Here is a 15,277-nt window from a genome sequence, read left to right as displayed (position 1 = left end):
CATTACTCCCCGGCCTTTGCCGGGGATATTGTTAGCGGCAGTACTCTTTCAACATGGCAATCGCGTCTGGCTTTAACTGGTAAAGATAAACCGGCCTGCCGGTGGTGCCATAGAGGATCCGGGTGCCGAGAATGCCGCTCTCCGCCAAATAAATCAGGTATTTTCGACAGGACACCCGCGAGATGCCGATGGCGTTAGCCAGGTTATCGGTAGAAAACTCCCCGTCGTGCTGCTGTTCAATCCATTCGCATACCGTACTCAGCGTGATGCTGGTTAATCCCTTCGGCAGTTTTTTGCTTTCGCCGCTGTTGGGCTGACGGCGCAACAAACTGTCGACATCCCCTTGTGAGAATTCGCGCTGTGCCAGGATCTGCGACTGCTGTTGGTAGTTGCTCAGCGCCTCTTTGAAACGACCAAACTGGAAGGGCTTAATCAGATAATCCACCACGCCGTAGTGCAAGGCGCGTTGTACGGTGTCCACGTCGCTGGCGGAGGAAATGATGATGACGTCGGTTTTCTCACCCAGTTCGCGCAGGCCGGGCAACAGGTCCAGTCCATTCTCTTGCTGCATATAAATATCTAACAGCACCAGATCGATACTGACATCGGGGGCGGCCAATAGCGCACGCGCTTGCGCTAGCGTAGCGACCGTCGCCTGGCAGTGAAAGCCGCTGACCTGGCTCAGGTAGTATTTGTTCAGCTCCGCCACCATCGGGTCGTCGTCAATAATCAATACGTTAATCATGGTTCAGCCCTTGGCTTGATAGGGAATATGTACAAAAAATTGGGTCAATTCACCCGGTTCAGATTCGAAATCAATGCTGCCGCCCAGTTTCTCCAGGCTGCTGCGAATCAGCGCCAGACCGATGCCGCGCCCGGGTCCTTTGGTGGATACGCCTTGTTCAAAAATGCGTTCGCCGAGTGCAGGATCGATACCGGGGCCGTCGTCACTGACGATACAGTGTAAGTGATTATCATTGTGATGAAAGCTTAGGTTGATCTCATGCCCTTCAACGCCATCGATAGCGTCAATGGCATTTTCAATCAGGTTACCCAGTACGCTGATCAGCACGTGGGTCGTTTCCGCATCGTCGGTTTCGGGCAGCAGGCTGGCTTCATCAATGGTCAACTCAATACCGGCTTCATGGGCACGGCTGATCTTGCCAATAAAGAAGCCTGCCACTTCCGGCGACTGGATTTTCCGCAACAACGCGCCGATCTCTTCCTGATAATTACTGGCGGTGTTGATGATGTAGTTTTCCAGTTGCTGATAGGCCTTCATATGCAACATACCGAGGATCACATGCAGTTTGTTCATAAATTCATGAGATTGCACGCGCAACGCATCGGCGTAGTGCGCCATGCCACTCAGGCGTTGCACCAATTGGCTGATCTCGGTTTTATCGCGGAAGGTGGCGATGGCGCCAATCACCTGGCCTTTAACGATCACCGGCACGGTGTTGGTTAACAGTTCACTGCCGTTAAAGTTGATCTGTTGGTCACGCAGCGGTTTGCCACTGGCCAAAACTTCCGCCAGATGCAGTTGAGCAGGCCAATACCGGCTGGCGGATTCCAGCAACAGGTTCTCGAATGGCCCGCTTTGGCGCAGAAGGCGCTTGGCTTCGTCATTAACAATGGTGATGCGTGACTGGTTATCGACCGCGATGACGCCTTCTTTAATCGATTGCAGCATGGCGTTGCGTTGTTCGAACAGGTTAGAGATTTCGTAAGGTTCAAAACCGAGCATGATGCGCTTCAGCGCCTTCACCAAAAAGAAGGTGCCGAGTGTGCCGACCAGCGCGGCGAAGGCGATGGTCCAGTAGATTATCCAGCGGCTTTCGCCCACCACTCGGTGTACGGTGTCGAGCGCAATGCCGAGCGCCACCACGCCAATCTGCCGCCGTTCGCTGTCATAGACGGGGGCGAACACGCGCAGTGAGGGGGCTAATGCTCCGCGGCTGATAGCGCTGTTGGTTTTGCCTTGCAATGCAGGTTCCAAATCGGTCCCGATAAAATGTTGACCGATCAGCCAAGGTTTGGGGTGCGAATAGCGGATGCCTTTCATATCGACCACCACCACAAACAGCAATTCGTTTTGCTGGCGCACTTGCTCGGCAAAACGCTGGATTGCGCCGCTGTGGTCCTCGTGTAACAGGCCATCAATGACGTTGCTGGACAGCGCCAGGGTTTCGGCGATTGCCATTGCCTTCTGGCGTTGCTGATCCTGCCCCTCGTGATTCATCTGCACAAAAAAAAGCGCATACACCACCAGCAATACCGAAGCGATGATGGCAGACACCATCAACGTGAGAGTAGTACTGAGCTTCAACGGTACCCGTTGTTTTGGCATAGCGGTTCTCCGAATGGGTATATCAGGATAATAGCGAGGAATGACGTGCAGGGCAGCGACCGGCAGCAGGTTATAACATGCTGCCGCCGGGTGAGGGATTATTTTAATTACAAAAGCCGGGTATCAGGGCTGATGATAGATTTCCAGTGCCTGTTGGCCGCTGGCACCCTGATGGATGATTGCCATAAGTGCGCTCACCACGTTGGACGGGTTGCTGTGCTGATACACATTGCGGCCGTAAACCATACCGGATGCGCCCTGTGCCATTAACGCGGCGGATTTCTCCAGCACCGCGCCCAGTTCGCCTTTACCGCCGCCGCGCACTAATGTCGGGCAGCGTGCCGCCTCAACGATACGATGGAAATCCTCCACCTGGTCAGTGGGATCGGCCTTGATGATGTCGGCGCCCAGTTCGCGTGCCAGGCGCACCAGCGGAACCATTTTTTCTACGTCGCCCAACGAGCCATAAGCCGAACCCTGACCAGCGGGGGCCATCACCAGGGGTTCGATCATCAATGGCATAGCATAGCGTTCACAGGCATGACGCAGGCGACCAATATTGTCTACGCACTGGCGGAAAATGCCGGGTTCATCGGGGATGAGGTACAGGTTAACCACCACGGCAGCGGCATCCATTTGCAATGCCGCAAGGATGGGCGCCTCGGGGTTATGCAATACCGCCCACATTTCACGGTGGCGTGCGGCGTTATAAGCGTTACCCACGTCGGTACGCATCACCAGCGCCGGTTTATCACGTTGCGCAGACCGTTGCAGCAAATCCGCTTGGCCATAGTTGACCTGAATGGCGTCTGGCCGGGCAACAATCAGGCTGTCCATCACGCGTTCGATATCTTCCAGACCGATTAAAAAATCGGGCTCATTGGCGATGCCATGGTCAATCGCCACGTCCAGGCACTTGCCGTTATTAAACAGCCGGTTCATCCGTACCTTACTGCTGAGCTGCATGTCAGATCCTCCTGAAAATACTGTCCATTCAGTATTGTCGAGTAACGCGGGGGATGAAACAGCGGATCCACAAACTGCGCGCTTGCTCGCATATTTTCGAAGAAATCGCGCCGCCATTTTTCATCGCTGTGGGGCTTCTGCGTAGCCTAACGCACTAAAGGAACGATCGCGCTTATGGCTTTTACGTCATTTGTTAGATCCGTGTCATGTTTTTGTTACTTGGTTATTCCAAAACGCATGTTTCGCTTGTTTGGGTTAAAAAGTTTCAATAATCTCAATTATGAAATAAACATTTGATTGCGAGGTGGGAAGATAAACTCCCCTTAAGAGTGTTTGTTTTAACGTATTGTTTCTAATCTATTTTGAGACGTAGATCAAAATTTTACGCACCGCTTGGATACGGCGAAAATGCGATAAATCTGCCGTATCAAAGGGATAACATCGACCGGATTGTTGTTTGAATGTAAAAAATATTTTTCATTAGCTGTCAAATCAACAGGCCTCTTCACTCTAACAATTAAAGGGTACAGAACATGAAGCTGAAGAAACTGATCGTCACCTCGGTATTGATGTGCATGTTGCCGGCCACCGTATTGGCTAAAGACATCAAAATCGGCGTTTCAATGGCTTATTTCGATGACAATTTCCTCACCATCCTACGCCAGTCAATGCAGAACAAAATGAAACAGGACGGCAATGTCAGCGGTCAGTTTGAAGATGCTAAAGGGGACATTGCCCAGCAGATCCAACAGATCGAGAACTTTGTCAGCCAAGGCGTCGACGCCATCATTCTCAACCCGGTCGATACCCAGGGCGTGAAGCCGATGATCAAACTGGCGGAAAAAGCCAAGATCCCGTTGGTGTTTGTTAACCGCCGTCCGGAAGTCACGCTGCCGGCAGGCATGGCCTACGTCGGTTCAGACTCCAAACTGGCCGGCAAGCTGCAGATGGAAGAGTTGGCCAAGCTGATGAACGGCAAGGGCAATGTGATGATCCTGATGGGTGAACTTTCCAATGAGGCGACCCGTGACCGCACCCGTGGCGTGGAAGAAGTGGCGGCCAAGTACCCCGGCATCAAAATCCTCGACAAGCAAACGGCTAAGTGGGGCCGTAAAGAAGCCGTCGACATCACCACCGACTGGGCGCTGACCGGTCAGAAAATTGACGCTATTGCCTCCAACAATGACGAAATGGCGATTGGTGCGATCCTCGCGCTGAAGCAGGCGAAGAAGAGCGGCGTGTTGGTGGCCGGCGTTGACGGTACACCGGACGCGCTGGAATTCATCAAGAAGGGCGATCTGGCGCTGAGCGTATTCCAGGACGCCAAAGGGCAGGGTGAAGGTGCGGTGCAAACGGCCATTCAGCTGGTGAAAGGCGAGAAAGTGGAAAGCAACGTACTGATCCCGTATCAGCTGATTACCAAGGCCAATTATCAAGAATTTGCCGACAAGAACAGAAAGTAAGCGTTAAGACAGCGCGGTTATACCTGATGAATTTCAAGCTGCAACTGGGGTAAGGAAAAGCAGGCAACAACACTGCAGCTTGAAGGCGATGGGTATATATCCTTTGCCGTATTTACCCGGCAAACGGCGGTAAATACGGCAGGGATGCATTGACGAACGGCGGAGGTTATTTGTATGTATCCTTATGTTCTTGAGGCTGAAGGCATCAGTAAGCAGTTTCCCGGCGTGAAGGCGCTGGATAAAGTCTCAATTAAAATCAAACCAGGCAGCGTACACGCGTTAATGGGCGAAAACGGCGCGGGTAAGTCCACGCTGATGAAATGCTTAATCGGCATTTATCACCCTGATGAAGGCACGATAAAAATAAAAGGCCAGCCTGTGACTTTCAGCGATACGCTGCAGGCACTGCATTCGGGTATTTCCATGATTCACCAGGAACTCAACCTGGTGCCTTATATGACGGTGGCAGAAAACATCTGGTTGGGGCGCGAACCGGCAAAGCTTGGGTTTGTGAATCATGACCAACTGAACAAGAAAACCCGCGAGTTGTTGGCCCGACTGAACATCAAGCTCAAGCCGGAAATGCTGGTGGGTGAATTGAGCATTGCTAACCAGCAAATGGTCGAGATCGCCAAGGCCGTTTCCTACAACGCGGATGTGCTGATCATGGACGAACCTACGTCGGCGCTGACCGAGGGCGAGGTCGTACACCTGTTTGCCATCATTCGCGAACTGCGCGAGCAGGGCAAAGGCATCATTTATATCAGCCACAAGATGGACGAGATTTTTGCCATCACCGATGAGGTGAGCATTTTCCGCGACGGTACGTTTATCGCCTGCGATAAAACCGAAAACCTGACTAAACAGTCGCTGATCACCATGATGGTTGGGCGCGAACTGACCCAGATGTTCCCCAAATTTAACAACAATATCGGCGAGGAAGTGCTGCGGGTCGAAGGGCTGCGTCGTGCCAACTGGTTCCATGATATTTCGTTCAGCGTTAAACGCGGCGAGATCCTCGGTGTTGCCGGGTTGGTGGGGGCCGGTCGTAGTGAGGTCATGGAAAGCCTGTTCGGTATGCACCCGGCGGACGGCGGCAGCATCTTTATTGAAGGCAAGGCCACCAAGGTGGATTCCCCGTCCCGCGCCATTGAGCTCGGGTTAGCGTTTCTCACCGAAGACCGCAAGAAATCAGGGCTGTTTCTGGTGCTGTCGGTGGTCGAGAACATGAGTATCGTCAACCTGTCGGAATACATTGGCAAAAATGGGTTTGTCAGCCATGTGCAGATGGCCAAAGACTGTATGGAGCAGATCAAAAAGCTCAATATCAAAACCCCGACCATGGACCAAATCATCAATAACCTGAGCGGCGGCAATCAGCAGAAAGTGTTAATTGCCCGTTGGCTGCTGGCACAACCGAAAATCTTGATCCTCGATGAACCTACGCGCGGCATTGATGTGGGCGCGAAGGCAGAAATCTACCGTTTGATCAGTGAGCTGGCGAACCGTGGCGTCGCCATTATTTTGGTGTCATCTGAATTACCGGAAATTCTCGGCATGAGCGATCGGGTGATGGTAATGCACGGTGGCCGTATTACCGGCATTTTGGATAAAGACGACGCGGATCAGGAAAAAATCCTGGCGCTGGCCTCTGAATAACGCAAAGGTGAACCACCATGAGTAATGTAAAAGTCGAGAAACCGCTTGCGGGTAAAGCGCCGCTGTTCTCTGGCCTGAGTGGCAAAATGCCGAAAGACACCGGTATCTTTATCGTGATGATCGGTATTGCGTTGGTGTTTGAAATTCTCGGTTGGTACATCCGTGACCAATCATTTCTGATGAACCCTAACCGCCTGCTGTTGATTGTGTTACAGGTGGCAATTATCGGTATTATCGCCGTGGGGGTGACTCAGGTCATTATCACTACCGGTATCGATCTCTCTTCCGGTTCGTTGATTGCCTTGACCGCCGTGGTCGCGGCCAGCCTGGCGCAAACGTCCGACAGTATCTCACCGATGTATCCGGCACTGCTTGATCTGCCCGCTGCAATCCCGATTGGTGCGGGGATCGGCGTGGGTATTCTTTGTGGCTTTATCAACGGATTCCTGATTACCCGCACCGGTATCCCGCCGTTTATTGCCACCTTGGGCATGATGGTGTCGGCACGTGGTCTGGCGCAGTACTACACCCAGGGTAACCCGGTCAGCTTCCTGTCAGACGGGTTTACGTCCATCGGCCAAGGTGCGATGCCGGTGATTATCTTCCTGGTGATAGCCGTGATCTTCCATATCGCCTTGAAACACACCCGTTACGGTAAATACATTTACGCCATTGGCGGCAACATGACATCCGCCAGAGTGTCCGGTATTAACGTCAATAAATACCTGGTGATGGTCTATACCATTGCCGGGGGGTTAGCGGGCCTGGCGGGCGTGGTCTTGGCGGCACGCGTCAGCAGCGGCCAGTCGAGCATGGGCATGTCTTACGAGCTGGACGCTATCGCCGCAGCGGTGATTGGCGGCAGTAGCCTGATGGGGGGCGTCGGGCGTATTACCGGCACACTGATCGGCGCGGTCATTCTTGGGCTGATTAAAAGTGGTTTCACCTTTGTCGGCGTGGACTCCTATATTCAGGACATTATCAAAGGCGTGATTATCGTCGCTGCAGTTTCTATCGACATGCGGCGCAACCGCAAAAAACACTGATTGCCGTAAATCCCCGCCGGAGCAATTTGCCCGGCGGTTTTTTTTTACCTCAGGGGAATCGCCATGAAATACGTAAAAAGAATCGTGTTGGTCGCTGCGCTCAGTTGTTCCACGTCGGTGTTGGCGGAAACCATTGGTGTATCGATGGCCTATTTTGACCAAAACTTTCTGACCATCATTCGCCATTCGATCGACAAAGAAGCCAAGGTACGCGGTATCAACGTGCAATTTGAAGATGCACGTGGCGACGTCGGCCGCCAAACCGATCAGGTGCAGAACTTTATTAGCGCCGGGGTGGACGCGATTATTGTCGATCCCGTTAACTCAGCAGGCACGCCTGCTATCACCAAAATGGTGACTAAAGCCGGTATACCGCTGGTGTATGTGAACCGCACGCCGGGTGACGATAAACTGCCGTCTGGCGTGATGTTTGTTGGCTCCGACGAGAAGCAGTCCGGTACATTGCAGATGGAGGAGCTGGCGCGGTTGGCAAACTATCAGGGTAACGTCGCCGTGATGATCGGCAACCTGACCGACGCCGGTGCGCTGCAACGTACCAAGGATGTGGAGGAGGTGGTGGCGAAGTACCCGAAAATGAAAGTCGTGCAAAAGCAGAGCGCCAACTACTCGCGCAGTGAGGGTATGGATCTGATGCTCAATTGGATCACCAACGGTGAGCCTATCGATATTATCGCGGCCAATAACGACGAGATGGCGATTGGCGCGATCATGGCGTTACAACAGGCGGGCAAAAAGGACAGTAAGGTGTTGATTGGCGGCATAGATGCGACGCCAGACGGCTTGAAAGCGTTGTCTTCCGGCAAGATGCAGGTAACGGTATTTCAGGATGCTGTCGGCCAAGGCAAGGCCTCGGTTGACGTGGCACAGCGCATGATTAAAGGTGAAAAGCTCGATCCTTACTATTGGATCCCGTTCGAGCTGGTGACCCCAGCCAATATGCAGAAATACGTGGCGAAGTAACCGCGGTTTTACAACGCTGAAAGGGCGCTGCATGCAGCGCTTTTTTCGCGTCAATTGTATGTCCGCTTACAGCGAGCATCACATAACCTATTCCCCCACAATGTGGTCTCCTGACTTGATGAGGATGATAAATGAACACATTGGGCGGTAAGGTAGCGATTATCAGTGGTGCCAGTTCGGGCATCGGTAGGGCCGCAGCGTTGCTTTTTGCCCGGATGGGCGCCTCGGTGGTATTGGGGGCTCGGCGCGAGCAGCAGCTTGAACAGCTGGCGATGGACATTCGGTACGAGGGCGGCCTGGCCGAGTGGGTGGCAGGGGATGTCAGGGATGAAGCCTTTGCTAAAGCCTTGGTCGATACAGCGGTCGGCACGTTTGGTGGTTTGGACATTGCCTTTAACAACGCCGGTACGCTGGGGCCATTGCGCCCATCATTGGCGTTAAATGCGGATGAGTGGCACGAGGTGATCGAAACCAATTTGTCCAGCGCCTACTATGGCGCCCAATATCAAATCCCCGCCATGCTGGCCCGCGGGGCAGGGTCGGTGATCTTCACTTCCACCTTTGTCGGCCATACTGCGGCCTTCCCTGGTACTGCTGCTTATGCCGCCAGCAAGTCGGGCCTGATTGGTTTGACGCAGGCTCTGGCGGTGGAGTTTGGTGGCCTGGGGATCCGGGTTAATGCATTGCTGCCCGGCGGCACAGATACCGACATGGGGAGACAAATGAGCAATACCCCCGAGGCATTGAGGCAAGTGGCTAACCTACATGCGCTTAAACGGTTGGCCACTCCCGAAGAGATCGCCAGGTCGGCGCTTTATCTGGCCTCTGACGCGTCGTCATTCGTCACCGGTACCGCCATGCTGGTCGATGGCGGCGTATCTATACATCGCGGGCTTGGTGGGTGAAAAGCGAACAAAAATAGGGGGAAAAATCCCCCATGATGGTCACCATGGGGGGAGGTGCAGATTACCAGCCTTTAACCGCGTCGCCTTTGTAGATGTCGACAGCGCTGGCGGCAACTTCATCGGTCTGGTAGGCCTTGACCAGATTTTTCACGTTTTCATTGTTCTGATTATCCACCCGGCTGGCGAAGATATTGACGTAAGGCGAGTTCTTATCTTCGACAAACAACCCGTCTTTGGCCGGTGACAGGCCGATCTGGCTGGAGTAGTTGGTGTTGATAATCGCCAGCGCAATCTGTTTGTCATCCAATGCCCGCGGCAATTGCGGCGCTTCGATCTCGACGATGTTCAGTTTCTTCGGGTTGCTGACGATATCCAGCGCGGTTGGCAGTAGCCCAACGCCGTCTTTCAGCACGATCAGCCCCTGTTTTTGTAACAGGAGGAGCGATCGCCCAAGGTTAGTCGGGTCATTCGGCACGGCGACTTGAGCGCCGTCTGGCAGTTGGCTGATAGCGGTGATTTTTTTCGAGTAACCGGCAATGGGGAAAACAAAGGTATTCCCCACTGCGACCAGTTTGTAGCCGCGCTCCTGGCTCTGCTTTTCCAGATAAGGTTTATGTTGGAAGGCGTTGATATCAAGATCGCCATTATTCAGCGCTTCGTTGGGCAGCACGTAATCATTGAATGTCACCACTTCTACATCCAGATCGTACTTCTGCTTGGCAACTTTTTGCACCACCGCCCACAGTGACTGATCGATACCTGCACTGATGCCGACTTTGATATGGTGATCGTCTTGTGCCGTCGGCCCACAAGCAGTCAGCAGGAGGGTGCTGGCTATTGCCAGCGCCGCGGTGAGTTTTTTCAGAGTCAATGTCATTTCCCAGAGTCCTTGTCAAAATAGCCTGCTGGTTATCGCAGGCTCAATAGTGGCTGTGACTCTAGATAATCACCTGGCTAAAATAAAATACTGATTCACTATGATTAATAGCGATTTGCTATGAGCGCATCAGGCTGTGTCAAACTTGCGCAACCCGCCTGGGTTCTGTGTCGATATCCTGTTTGTGCCCTTGGTAGTCAGTTTATTTTGACGCAGGTTCCACCGGCTCATTATGATGATGGAAAGCCCTCCTGGGGCGCAAATAGCCAAAGGAAAATAAAAATGCAATTTAACATGTGGCGCAAGGCGCTGCTGCCATTGGTGGTTTTGACTTGCGTATCAGCGATTCAGGTTCAGGCGGCGGAAACCGTGGCAGAACCGATCCCTAAAACGTTGTTGGGCAACTGGCACGTCAGCAAGATCTTGCCGACGCAAACGGTGGGGTGTTGGGACGAACAACAGGCGAAAAGCCTGATTGGCGGCAAAATCAGCTATAAGACCGATGGCTTCAATTGGAATGGCACCGCGCTGAAAAGTGATGGTGCTACCGTCAGCACGGTAGAGGCGCAGGAGTTTGTCGAGGACAACTCCGGCAGCAGTTCTTATATCGACTTCCCAATGCTGGGGATCAGTACACCTGCGGTTGAGCGGGTCGTTATCCAGCATGCGGATACTGCGATCAAAGGCATCACCGATCAGGGCACTGACGGTGTCCCGGGGGAGAATGTGCTGGTGAAAGACGCCAACACGTTGATCTTGTCGGTATGCAATGTGTGGTTTGAGGCACAACGCGTACGCTGAGCCTGCCTGGCCCCGGTAAAGGGGCCATTCCACCGCAATATCCTCGCTCATCCCACAGGGTTCTGAACTAAAATTATCCATAACGGGGCAACATAAGTGTTGCCGCGCAAGTTGGGGGTCTCTATGAATCAATGACAGGAGGCGCTATGTGTTACCAACATATTGTGATTGCCACCGACCTGAGTGATGACGGCAAACGGCTGGTGGAAAAAGGCGCGAGGCTGGCCGACGCGTTGCAGGCAAAACTTTCTCTGATCTACGTCGATGTTCATTATGATACCTATCACGCGGCGATTGGCTTTTCAGAGAGAAATTACGATGGGGTGTCTTTTGAAGACAAGATCAAAAAAGAGATGGAGCCACTGACCCAAAACGTGAACTACCCCATTAACGAGGTGATTATTGGGCGCGGTGATTTCATTGAAGAATTGAAGAATGCCATCGTGGATAAAAACATCGATCTGGTGATCTTCGGCCATCATCACGACCTGTGGAACAAGCTCTTTTCCTCCACCCAGCATGCCATCAACCAGTTGAACCTTGACGTACTGGTGATCCCGATTAAGTCATAGTCTTCATACCCTGCCAGTCGCCTGTTCTGGCAGGGAAACGGTGGGTTTACTGAGTGAAAAAGTCGTTATACAGCATATAGAGGTGTGCCGCGCTCCAGGAGAAATTCGGTGCACCCTGTTGCATACCCGTCAGCGGATTATAGTTTTCGCGGATGGGGCCGTCAGTGACCAGTCCGTCCGCGTGGTTGAAGAAGGCCTGCGCCATGGTAACGGCATCTGAGCGATAACCATAGCTTTCCATCCCTTTAAGTCCGAAGTACAGCTGATCTACCCATACCCGTCCACGCCAGTAAATATCCGCACCAAACGCTGGGTTGGTCAGTGCTGCAGTGCCGAGTGGGACGTAAGTGTTGAACTCTCCGGGATCCTTCATGACTTTCACTACGGCATCGGCATGCTGCTGGCTGGCGGCGCCATTAAACAGTGGGGACCAACCTTCTGGCCCTTTGCCACGTTCGACGATGGGTTTACCGGCACAGCCATTGGGCAGCGGTTTTTCTCCGATACGTATGTCGTAAAAGAAACCGCTGGTTTTATCGAACATGCAGGTATTGATGTAATCGGCCAGTTTCTCGGCCTTGCCGCGGAAGGCGGTGGCATCGGTACTGAGGCCCAAAATATCAGCCATCTTGGCTAGATACTTATTGTCGCTGTACATGTAGCTGGCTTGATCTACCGATTCTTGCAGTAATGAATAACCGAGCAGAGTACCGTCCGTGGTACGGTTCTCAGCAAACTTTACTTGCCAGTCCTGCCGTTTGCCACCGTTTGCCAGATAGCGGGCCAGTTGGTCTGGATCGATAAAGCCAAAAGCAGCGGCGTCGTCACGGCCCGATTCCCACGAGGCGGCGATCTGGGCCGGAATGTCGATACTCTCATAGCGACCGGAACGCACGACCCGATCATATTTATTCAGACCAGCCAGAGTTTCTTCATGTTGTCCGCGTTTTACCGTGAACAGCATTCGGCCATCCGGCGTATTGTGGGCTTTATCCCGCGTAGCGCCGTATTCTGGTACGCCATTACCGTTATGATCTCGGTTATGCAGCCACCAGTCGTGGTAAGCGACCAGTTTGGGATACATTTCAGCCAACCATTGCTTATCGCCGGTGGTATTATATACCTCCATGACCGCCCATGCCGCCAGGCTGGGTTTAGTATTGCGTTCATTCCAGTTGCTGCCGTCACCCCCGCGTTCCGGGCTGGGGTTGTAGGCGATCAGATCAGGGATAAAGCCGGCATCCCAAGGTCGTAGCGGGTCGTCTGGCTGGATCTGGAAGGCAAACACTGCTCGGATATTATCCTTTGCCACGTTGGGATTAAAATGTGCCATGGCGTAAGCCTGTTTCCAGGTATCCCAAGGCCAGGTTTGATTTCCCGAAAACCAACGCCCGGTCACTGAGGGGGTCACCGAATCAAACTTCATTGCTCCGGCCGCGCCGCGCCAATTGCCGTTTAACGTTTCGATCGCTTTAACCGCTACGCGTTCTTGTGCCTGCGTAGCGTGTGGATTCGACAAACCTTTGCTGAGGTAGTTTTCCCAACGCTGCGCGGAAGCCACCATATACTGCTGTGGGTTGGTGAGAATAGCGGCAATATTACCTTGTTCTTGTTGCACTTCGGCGGCGGTGAGAAGGTGAGAGTAAGTGGTATACAGCGTGGTGGATCCTGCAATTTTAGCGTTAGACGTGAACTGATGGCCATTCACTGTCGTTTGTTGTGGCAGCGATTTATGGATTTGGTACTCGGACTCGCCGGATGTCATCAGTTGCGAAGCCGCCCGCACCTTACCAAAAGTGACTCGCAGACCGTCAGCTGTCGGCAAAATATGCCGTGTATAACCCGGGAAGGCTTGCTCTATGGTTTGTGGAGATTGTGGTTTCTGCTCTTTGGCGTAATAGTTTTCCAGCAGTGCGCCATCCCACACCAGCTCAAGTGGCGTATCGGTGATGATTTGCGTTTCAAGCAGTGAGGTGCGTGCCGTCGCAAAACGCAGTGTTAGGGTCACTTTGATGCCGGGGGCGCTGAGCTGTTGAATAAGCGCGCCGGGGATGCTGTAGGCCGTCATACTTAATGCTATTTTTTCACCGTTTTTATACAGGCTCAACCGATCGAAATTGTTGGCCATGAAATTAATATATTCTTCGGTGAGCAGTGCCGGGCCGGGGAAACCGCCAGCCCCTTCAGGGCCGTTTGGCAGTAAATGACCGTGCCAGGCACCGAGATCAAAGAAGGGATTAAAGCGTTGGTGCTCGTCAAAATCGTAGTCGAGCATGTAGTGAGGTGCGCCGCTACGATTAATCACATTTTTGTAATCGTCTGCCCGCAGAGCATTCTCGTCGTTGGGCTGAGAAACGCAGCCTGATATTGCAAGAGCCACAGATAGGGCGATAGCCAGAGGCGGCAGTTTATTCATCATATTCATTATATTTGCCTTGTGCGTTACCAATAAAAATACTGCATCAAAAACACCGAATTACTGGCATTGGTGCTGTCGTTGGTCATGTAGAATTTACTGTCTAGTGCGGTGGCCAACTTGCCACCGGCGTACTCGTACCAAATACCGACTTGCGCGTAAGAGGTAACGGTATCCGGTGCATTTTCCAGGCGATGGCGGGCATAGCTGTAGGCCGTTGAGAAATACAGTCCCTTGGTGGCCTCAATCATGGCACTCAGCATCAGGCCAGACTCTGTCCCTAGGTGACTGCCATCACCTTTGCCGGTGTGATGCCAGACGCGGCCCGCCAGGTTGTTACCTTTCAATCCGAGCAGATACAGTTGCCCCATGCCATCAGTCATTTCCAAGCCGTTAAGTAAGGTCAGGCCTTCTTGTAGATCGTATTGCGTATAGCCGTTGATCATTGCCCGGTAGGTGTATTTGTCCGAATAGCGGTCATATTTGCCAAAGTGAAGCAGCGCCTTACTCTCATCAATACGACTTTCTGGTGCTGCGGTTATGCTGTAGCGGAACTTTCCGATCAGGTTTTGCAGCTTTGCAGCGTAGGCGAGATCCCGGGTGTTGGGGATCACATAGCCATATTCTGGGGTGAAGTCAGCCCACCATTGCAAATCATCCAGCGAGGAGTCATTACGTATGCTAAGCATCATTTCGGTGCCGTCATTGGTGCGATAGCCGCCGTAGAAACGGTTGATTCCGCCTTCAAACCCACCCCAACTGTGGTCCGGTGTCCAGGCATTGCCCTGGTGGTCTGCTTGCACTGTCCAACCTTCGCCGTAGATCAGGCCGAACCACTGACCGTGTTTGATTTCCAGGCCACCTTCGATATAGGTACCGTCACTGTATTTATGTTGGTGTTCGCCGTTCAAATAGACGCTGCCGCCAATACCCAGTTCGCCATAAAAACGTAGGGGGGTAGAGCCAGAACTTGTTAACTCAGGCGGGGGAAGGACATTATGTTCCGCGGGAACCACGGATTCCTGAGCCGATAATTTCAGCGGAATACTCAGCAGTAAAGCGGGTAATATTTTATTATTGGGTATTATTTTCATGTGGACACGCATCTGGTTTGGTCATTGGATGGTCAACCGGCGGAAGCCTGCCAACGTAATCCGTTAACGCAATGTGGGTCGGCCCCATTTCCCTGGGAGAGATAAAATACCGTTTGAATCAGAACGGTAAACGAAAGGTATATTAGT

Annotated in this window: 13 protein-coding genes; 7 read left to right on the top strand and 6 right to left on the bottom strand. The window is 52.7% G+C overall.

Translation table 11 applies throughout. The annotated features are described in order from the left end of the window. Window positions 1-31: 31 nt before the first annotated feature. The 3 genes from dcuR to AC2FC2_RS03320 all read right to left on the bottom strand — a co-directional run bounded on the left by dcuR (window position 32) and on the right by AC2FC2_RS03320 (window position 3,316). Entirely contained in the window at window positions 32-745 is a 714-nt protein-coding gene (gene dcuR / locus AC2FC2_RS03330; RefSeq protein ID WP_265557009.1) for a two-component system response regulator DcuR, read from the bottom strand. 3 nt (window positions 746-748) lie between these two features. Next, window positions 749-2,350 carry a sensor histidine kinase gene (locus tag AC2FC2_RS03325; RefSeq protein WP_404759792.1) on the bottom strand — a complete coding sequence of 534 codons (1,602 nt, stop codon included), beginning with the start codon at window positions 2,348-2,350 and terminating at the stop codon, window positions 749-751. Between the two features lie 123 nt (window positions 2,351-2,473). After that, a complete protein-coding gene (locus tag AC2FC2_RS03320; protein ID WP_209632823.1) occupies window positions 2,474-3,316 on the bottom strand; it encodes a class I fructose-bisphosphate aldolase in 843 nt (280 codons plus the stop codon). A gap of 533 nt (window positions 3,317-3,849) precedes the next feature. Here AC2FC2_RS03320 and AC2FC2_RS03315 point away from each other — a divergent pair. From AC2FC2_RS03315 to AC2FC2_RS03295, 5 genes are all read left to right on the top strand, one after another. Then, window positions 3,850-4,779 carry a sugar ABC transporter substrate-binding protein gene (locus AC2FC2_RS03315; protein WP_404759791.1) on the top strand — a complete coding sequence of 310 codons (930 nt, stop codon included), beginning with the start codon at window positions 3,850-3,852 and terminating at the stop codon, window positions 4,777-4,779. A 174-nt stretch (window positions 4,780-4,953) separates the two neighbouring features. Continuing rightward, entirely contained in the window at window positions 4,954-6,438 is a 1,485-nt protein-coding gene (locus tag AC2FC2_RS03310) for a sugar ABC transporter ATP-binding protein (RefSeq protein WP_209632824.1), read from the top strand. A 17-nt stretch (window positions 6,439-6,455) separates the two neighbouring features. After that, window positions 6,456-7,484, top strand: a complete 1,029-nt coding sequence (locus tag AC2FC2_RS03305) for an ABC transporter permease (RefSeq protein WP_209632825.1) — start codon at window positions 6,456-6,458, stop codon at window positions 7,482-7,484. Between the two features lie 63 nt (window positions 7,485-7,547). Continuing rightward, window positions 7,548-8,465, top strand: a complete 918-nt coding sequence (locus tag AC2FC2_RS03300) for a sugar ABC transporter substrate-binding protein (RefSeq protein WP_404759790.1) — start codon at window positions 7,548-7,550, stop codon at window positions 8,463-8,465. A 131-nt stretch (window positions 8,466-8,596) separates the two neighbouring features. Beyond that, complete coding sequence (locus AC2FC2_RS03295) at window positions 8,597-9,370, top strand: SDR family oxidoreductase (protein ID WP_404759789.1); 774 nt, start codon at window positions 8,597-8,599, stop codon at window positions 9,368-9,370. 61 nt (window positions 9,371-9,431) lie between these two features. Here AC2FC2_RS03295 and metQ read toward each other — a convergent pair whose 3' ends face one another. Further along, a complete protein-coding gene (gene metQ, locus AC2FC2_RS03290; RefSeq protein ID WP_209632828.1) occupies window positions 9,432-10,247 on the bottom strand; it encodes a methionine ABC transporter substrate-binding lipoprotein MetQ in 816 nt (271 codons plus the stop codon). A 282-nt stretch (window positions 10,248-10,529) separates the two neighbouring features. Here metQ and AC2FC2_RS03285 point away from each other — a divergent pair, with 282 nt between their 5' ends. Continuing rightward, window positions 10,530-11,048 carry a hypothetical protein gene (locus AC2FC2_RS03285; protein WP_490658723.1) on the top strand — a complete coding sequence of 173 codons (519 nt, stop codon included), beginning with the start codon at window positions 10,530-10,532 and terminating at the stop codon, window positions 11,046-11,048. A 146-nt stretch (window positions 11,049-11,194) separates the two neighbouring features. After that, window positions 11,195-11,620 carry a universal stress protein gene (locus AC2FC2_RS03280; RefSeq protein WP_209632830.1) on the top strand — a complete coding sequence of 142 codons (426 nt, stop codon included), beginning with the start codon at window positions 11,195-11,197 and terminating at the stop codon, window positions 11,618-11,620. Between the two features lie 46 nt (window positions 11,621-11,666). Here the strand turns inward: AC2FC2_RS03280 and ygjK are convergent, their stop codons facing one another. After that, on the bottom strand, window positions 11,667-14,045 hold the full coding sequence (ygjK, locus tag AC2FC2_RS03275) for an alpha-glucosidase (RefSeq protein WP_490658722.1): 2,379 nt from the start codon (window positions 14,043-14,045) through the stop codon (window positions 11,667-11,669). Between the two features lie 17 nt (window positions 14,046-14,062). After that, a complete protein-coding gene (gene ygjJ, locus AC2FC2_RS03270; protein ID WP_490658721.1) occupies window positions 14,063-15,130 on the bottom strand; it encodes a protein YgjJ in 1,068 nt (355 codons plus the stop codon). Window positions 15,131-15,277 lie beyond the last annotated feature (147 nt).

The organism is Serratia sp. CoH_122_TC_1 (assembly GCF_058191755.1).
Note: the sequence above shows the minus strand (reverse complement) of the source record. Positions and strands in the feature narration are given on the sequence as shown.

What these genes read in the sequence shown, in the direction of transcription:
- dcuR (WP_265557009.1), bottom strand. Translation starts at nt 745, where the DNA reads ATGATTAACGTATTGATTATTGACGACGACCCGATGGTGGCGGAGCTG.
- AC2FC2_RS03325 (WP_404759792.1), bottom strand. Translation starts at nt 2,350, where the DNA reads ATGCCAAAACAACGGGTACCGTTGAAGCTCAGTACTACTCTCACGTTG.
- AC2FC2_RS03320 (WP_209632823.1), bottom strand. Translation starts at nt 3,316, where the DNA reads ATGCAGCTCAGCAGTAAGGTACGGATGAACCGGCTGTTTAATAACGGC.
- AC2FC2_RS03315 (WP_404759791.1), top strand. Translation starts at nt 3,850, where the DNA reads ATGAAGCTGAAGAAACTGATCGTCACCTCGGTATTGATGTGCATGTTG.
- AC2FC2_RS03310 (WP_209632824.1), top strand. Translation starts at nt 4,954, where the DNA reads ATGTATCCTTATGTTCTTGAGGCTGAAGGCATCAGTAAGCAGTTTCCC.
- AC2FC2_RS03305 (WP_209632825.1), top strand. Translation starts at nt 6,456, where the DNA reads ATGAGTAATGTAAAAGTCGAGAAACCGCTTGCGGGTAAAGCGCCGCTG.
- AC2FC2_RS03300 (WP_404759790.1), top strand. Translation starts at nt 7,548, where the DNA reads ATGAAATACGTAAAAAGAATCGTGTTGGTCGCTGCGCTCAGTTGTTCC.
- AC2FC2_RS03295 (WP_404759789.1), top strand. Translation starts at nt 8,597, where the DNA reads ATGAACACATTGGGCGGTAAGGTAGCGATTATCAGTGGTGCCAGTTCG.
- metQ (WP_209632828.1), bottom strand. Translation starts at nt 10,247, where the DNA reads ATGACATTGACTCTGAAAAAACTCACCGCGGCGCTGGCAATAGCCAGC.
- AC2FC2_RS03285 (WP_490658723.1), top strand. Translation starts at nt 10,530, where the DNA reads ATGCAATTTAACATGTGGCGCAAGGCGCTGCTGCCATTGGTGGTTTTG.
- AC2FC2_RS03280 (WP_209632830.1), top strand. Translation starts at nt 11,195, where the DNA reads ATGTGTTACCAACATATTGTGATTGCCACCGACCTGAGTGATGACGGC.
- ygjK (WP_490658722.1), bottom strand. Translation starts at nt 14,045, where the DNA reads ATGAATATGATGAATAAACTGCCGCCTCTGGCTATCGCCCTATCTGTG.
- ygjJ (WP_490658721.1), bottom strand. Translation starts at nt 15,130, where the DNA reads ATGAAAATAATACCCAATAATAAAATATTACCCGCTTTACTGCTGAGT.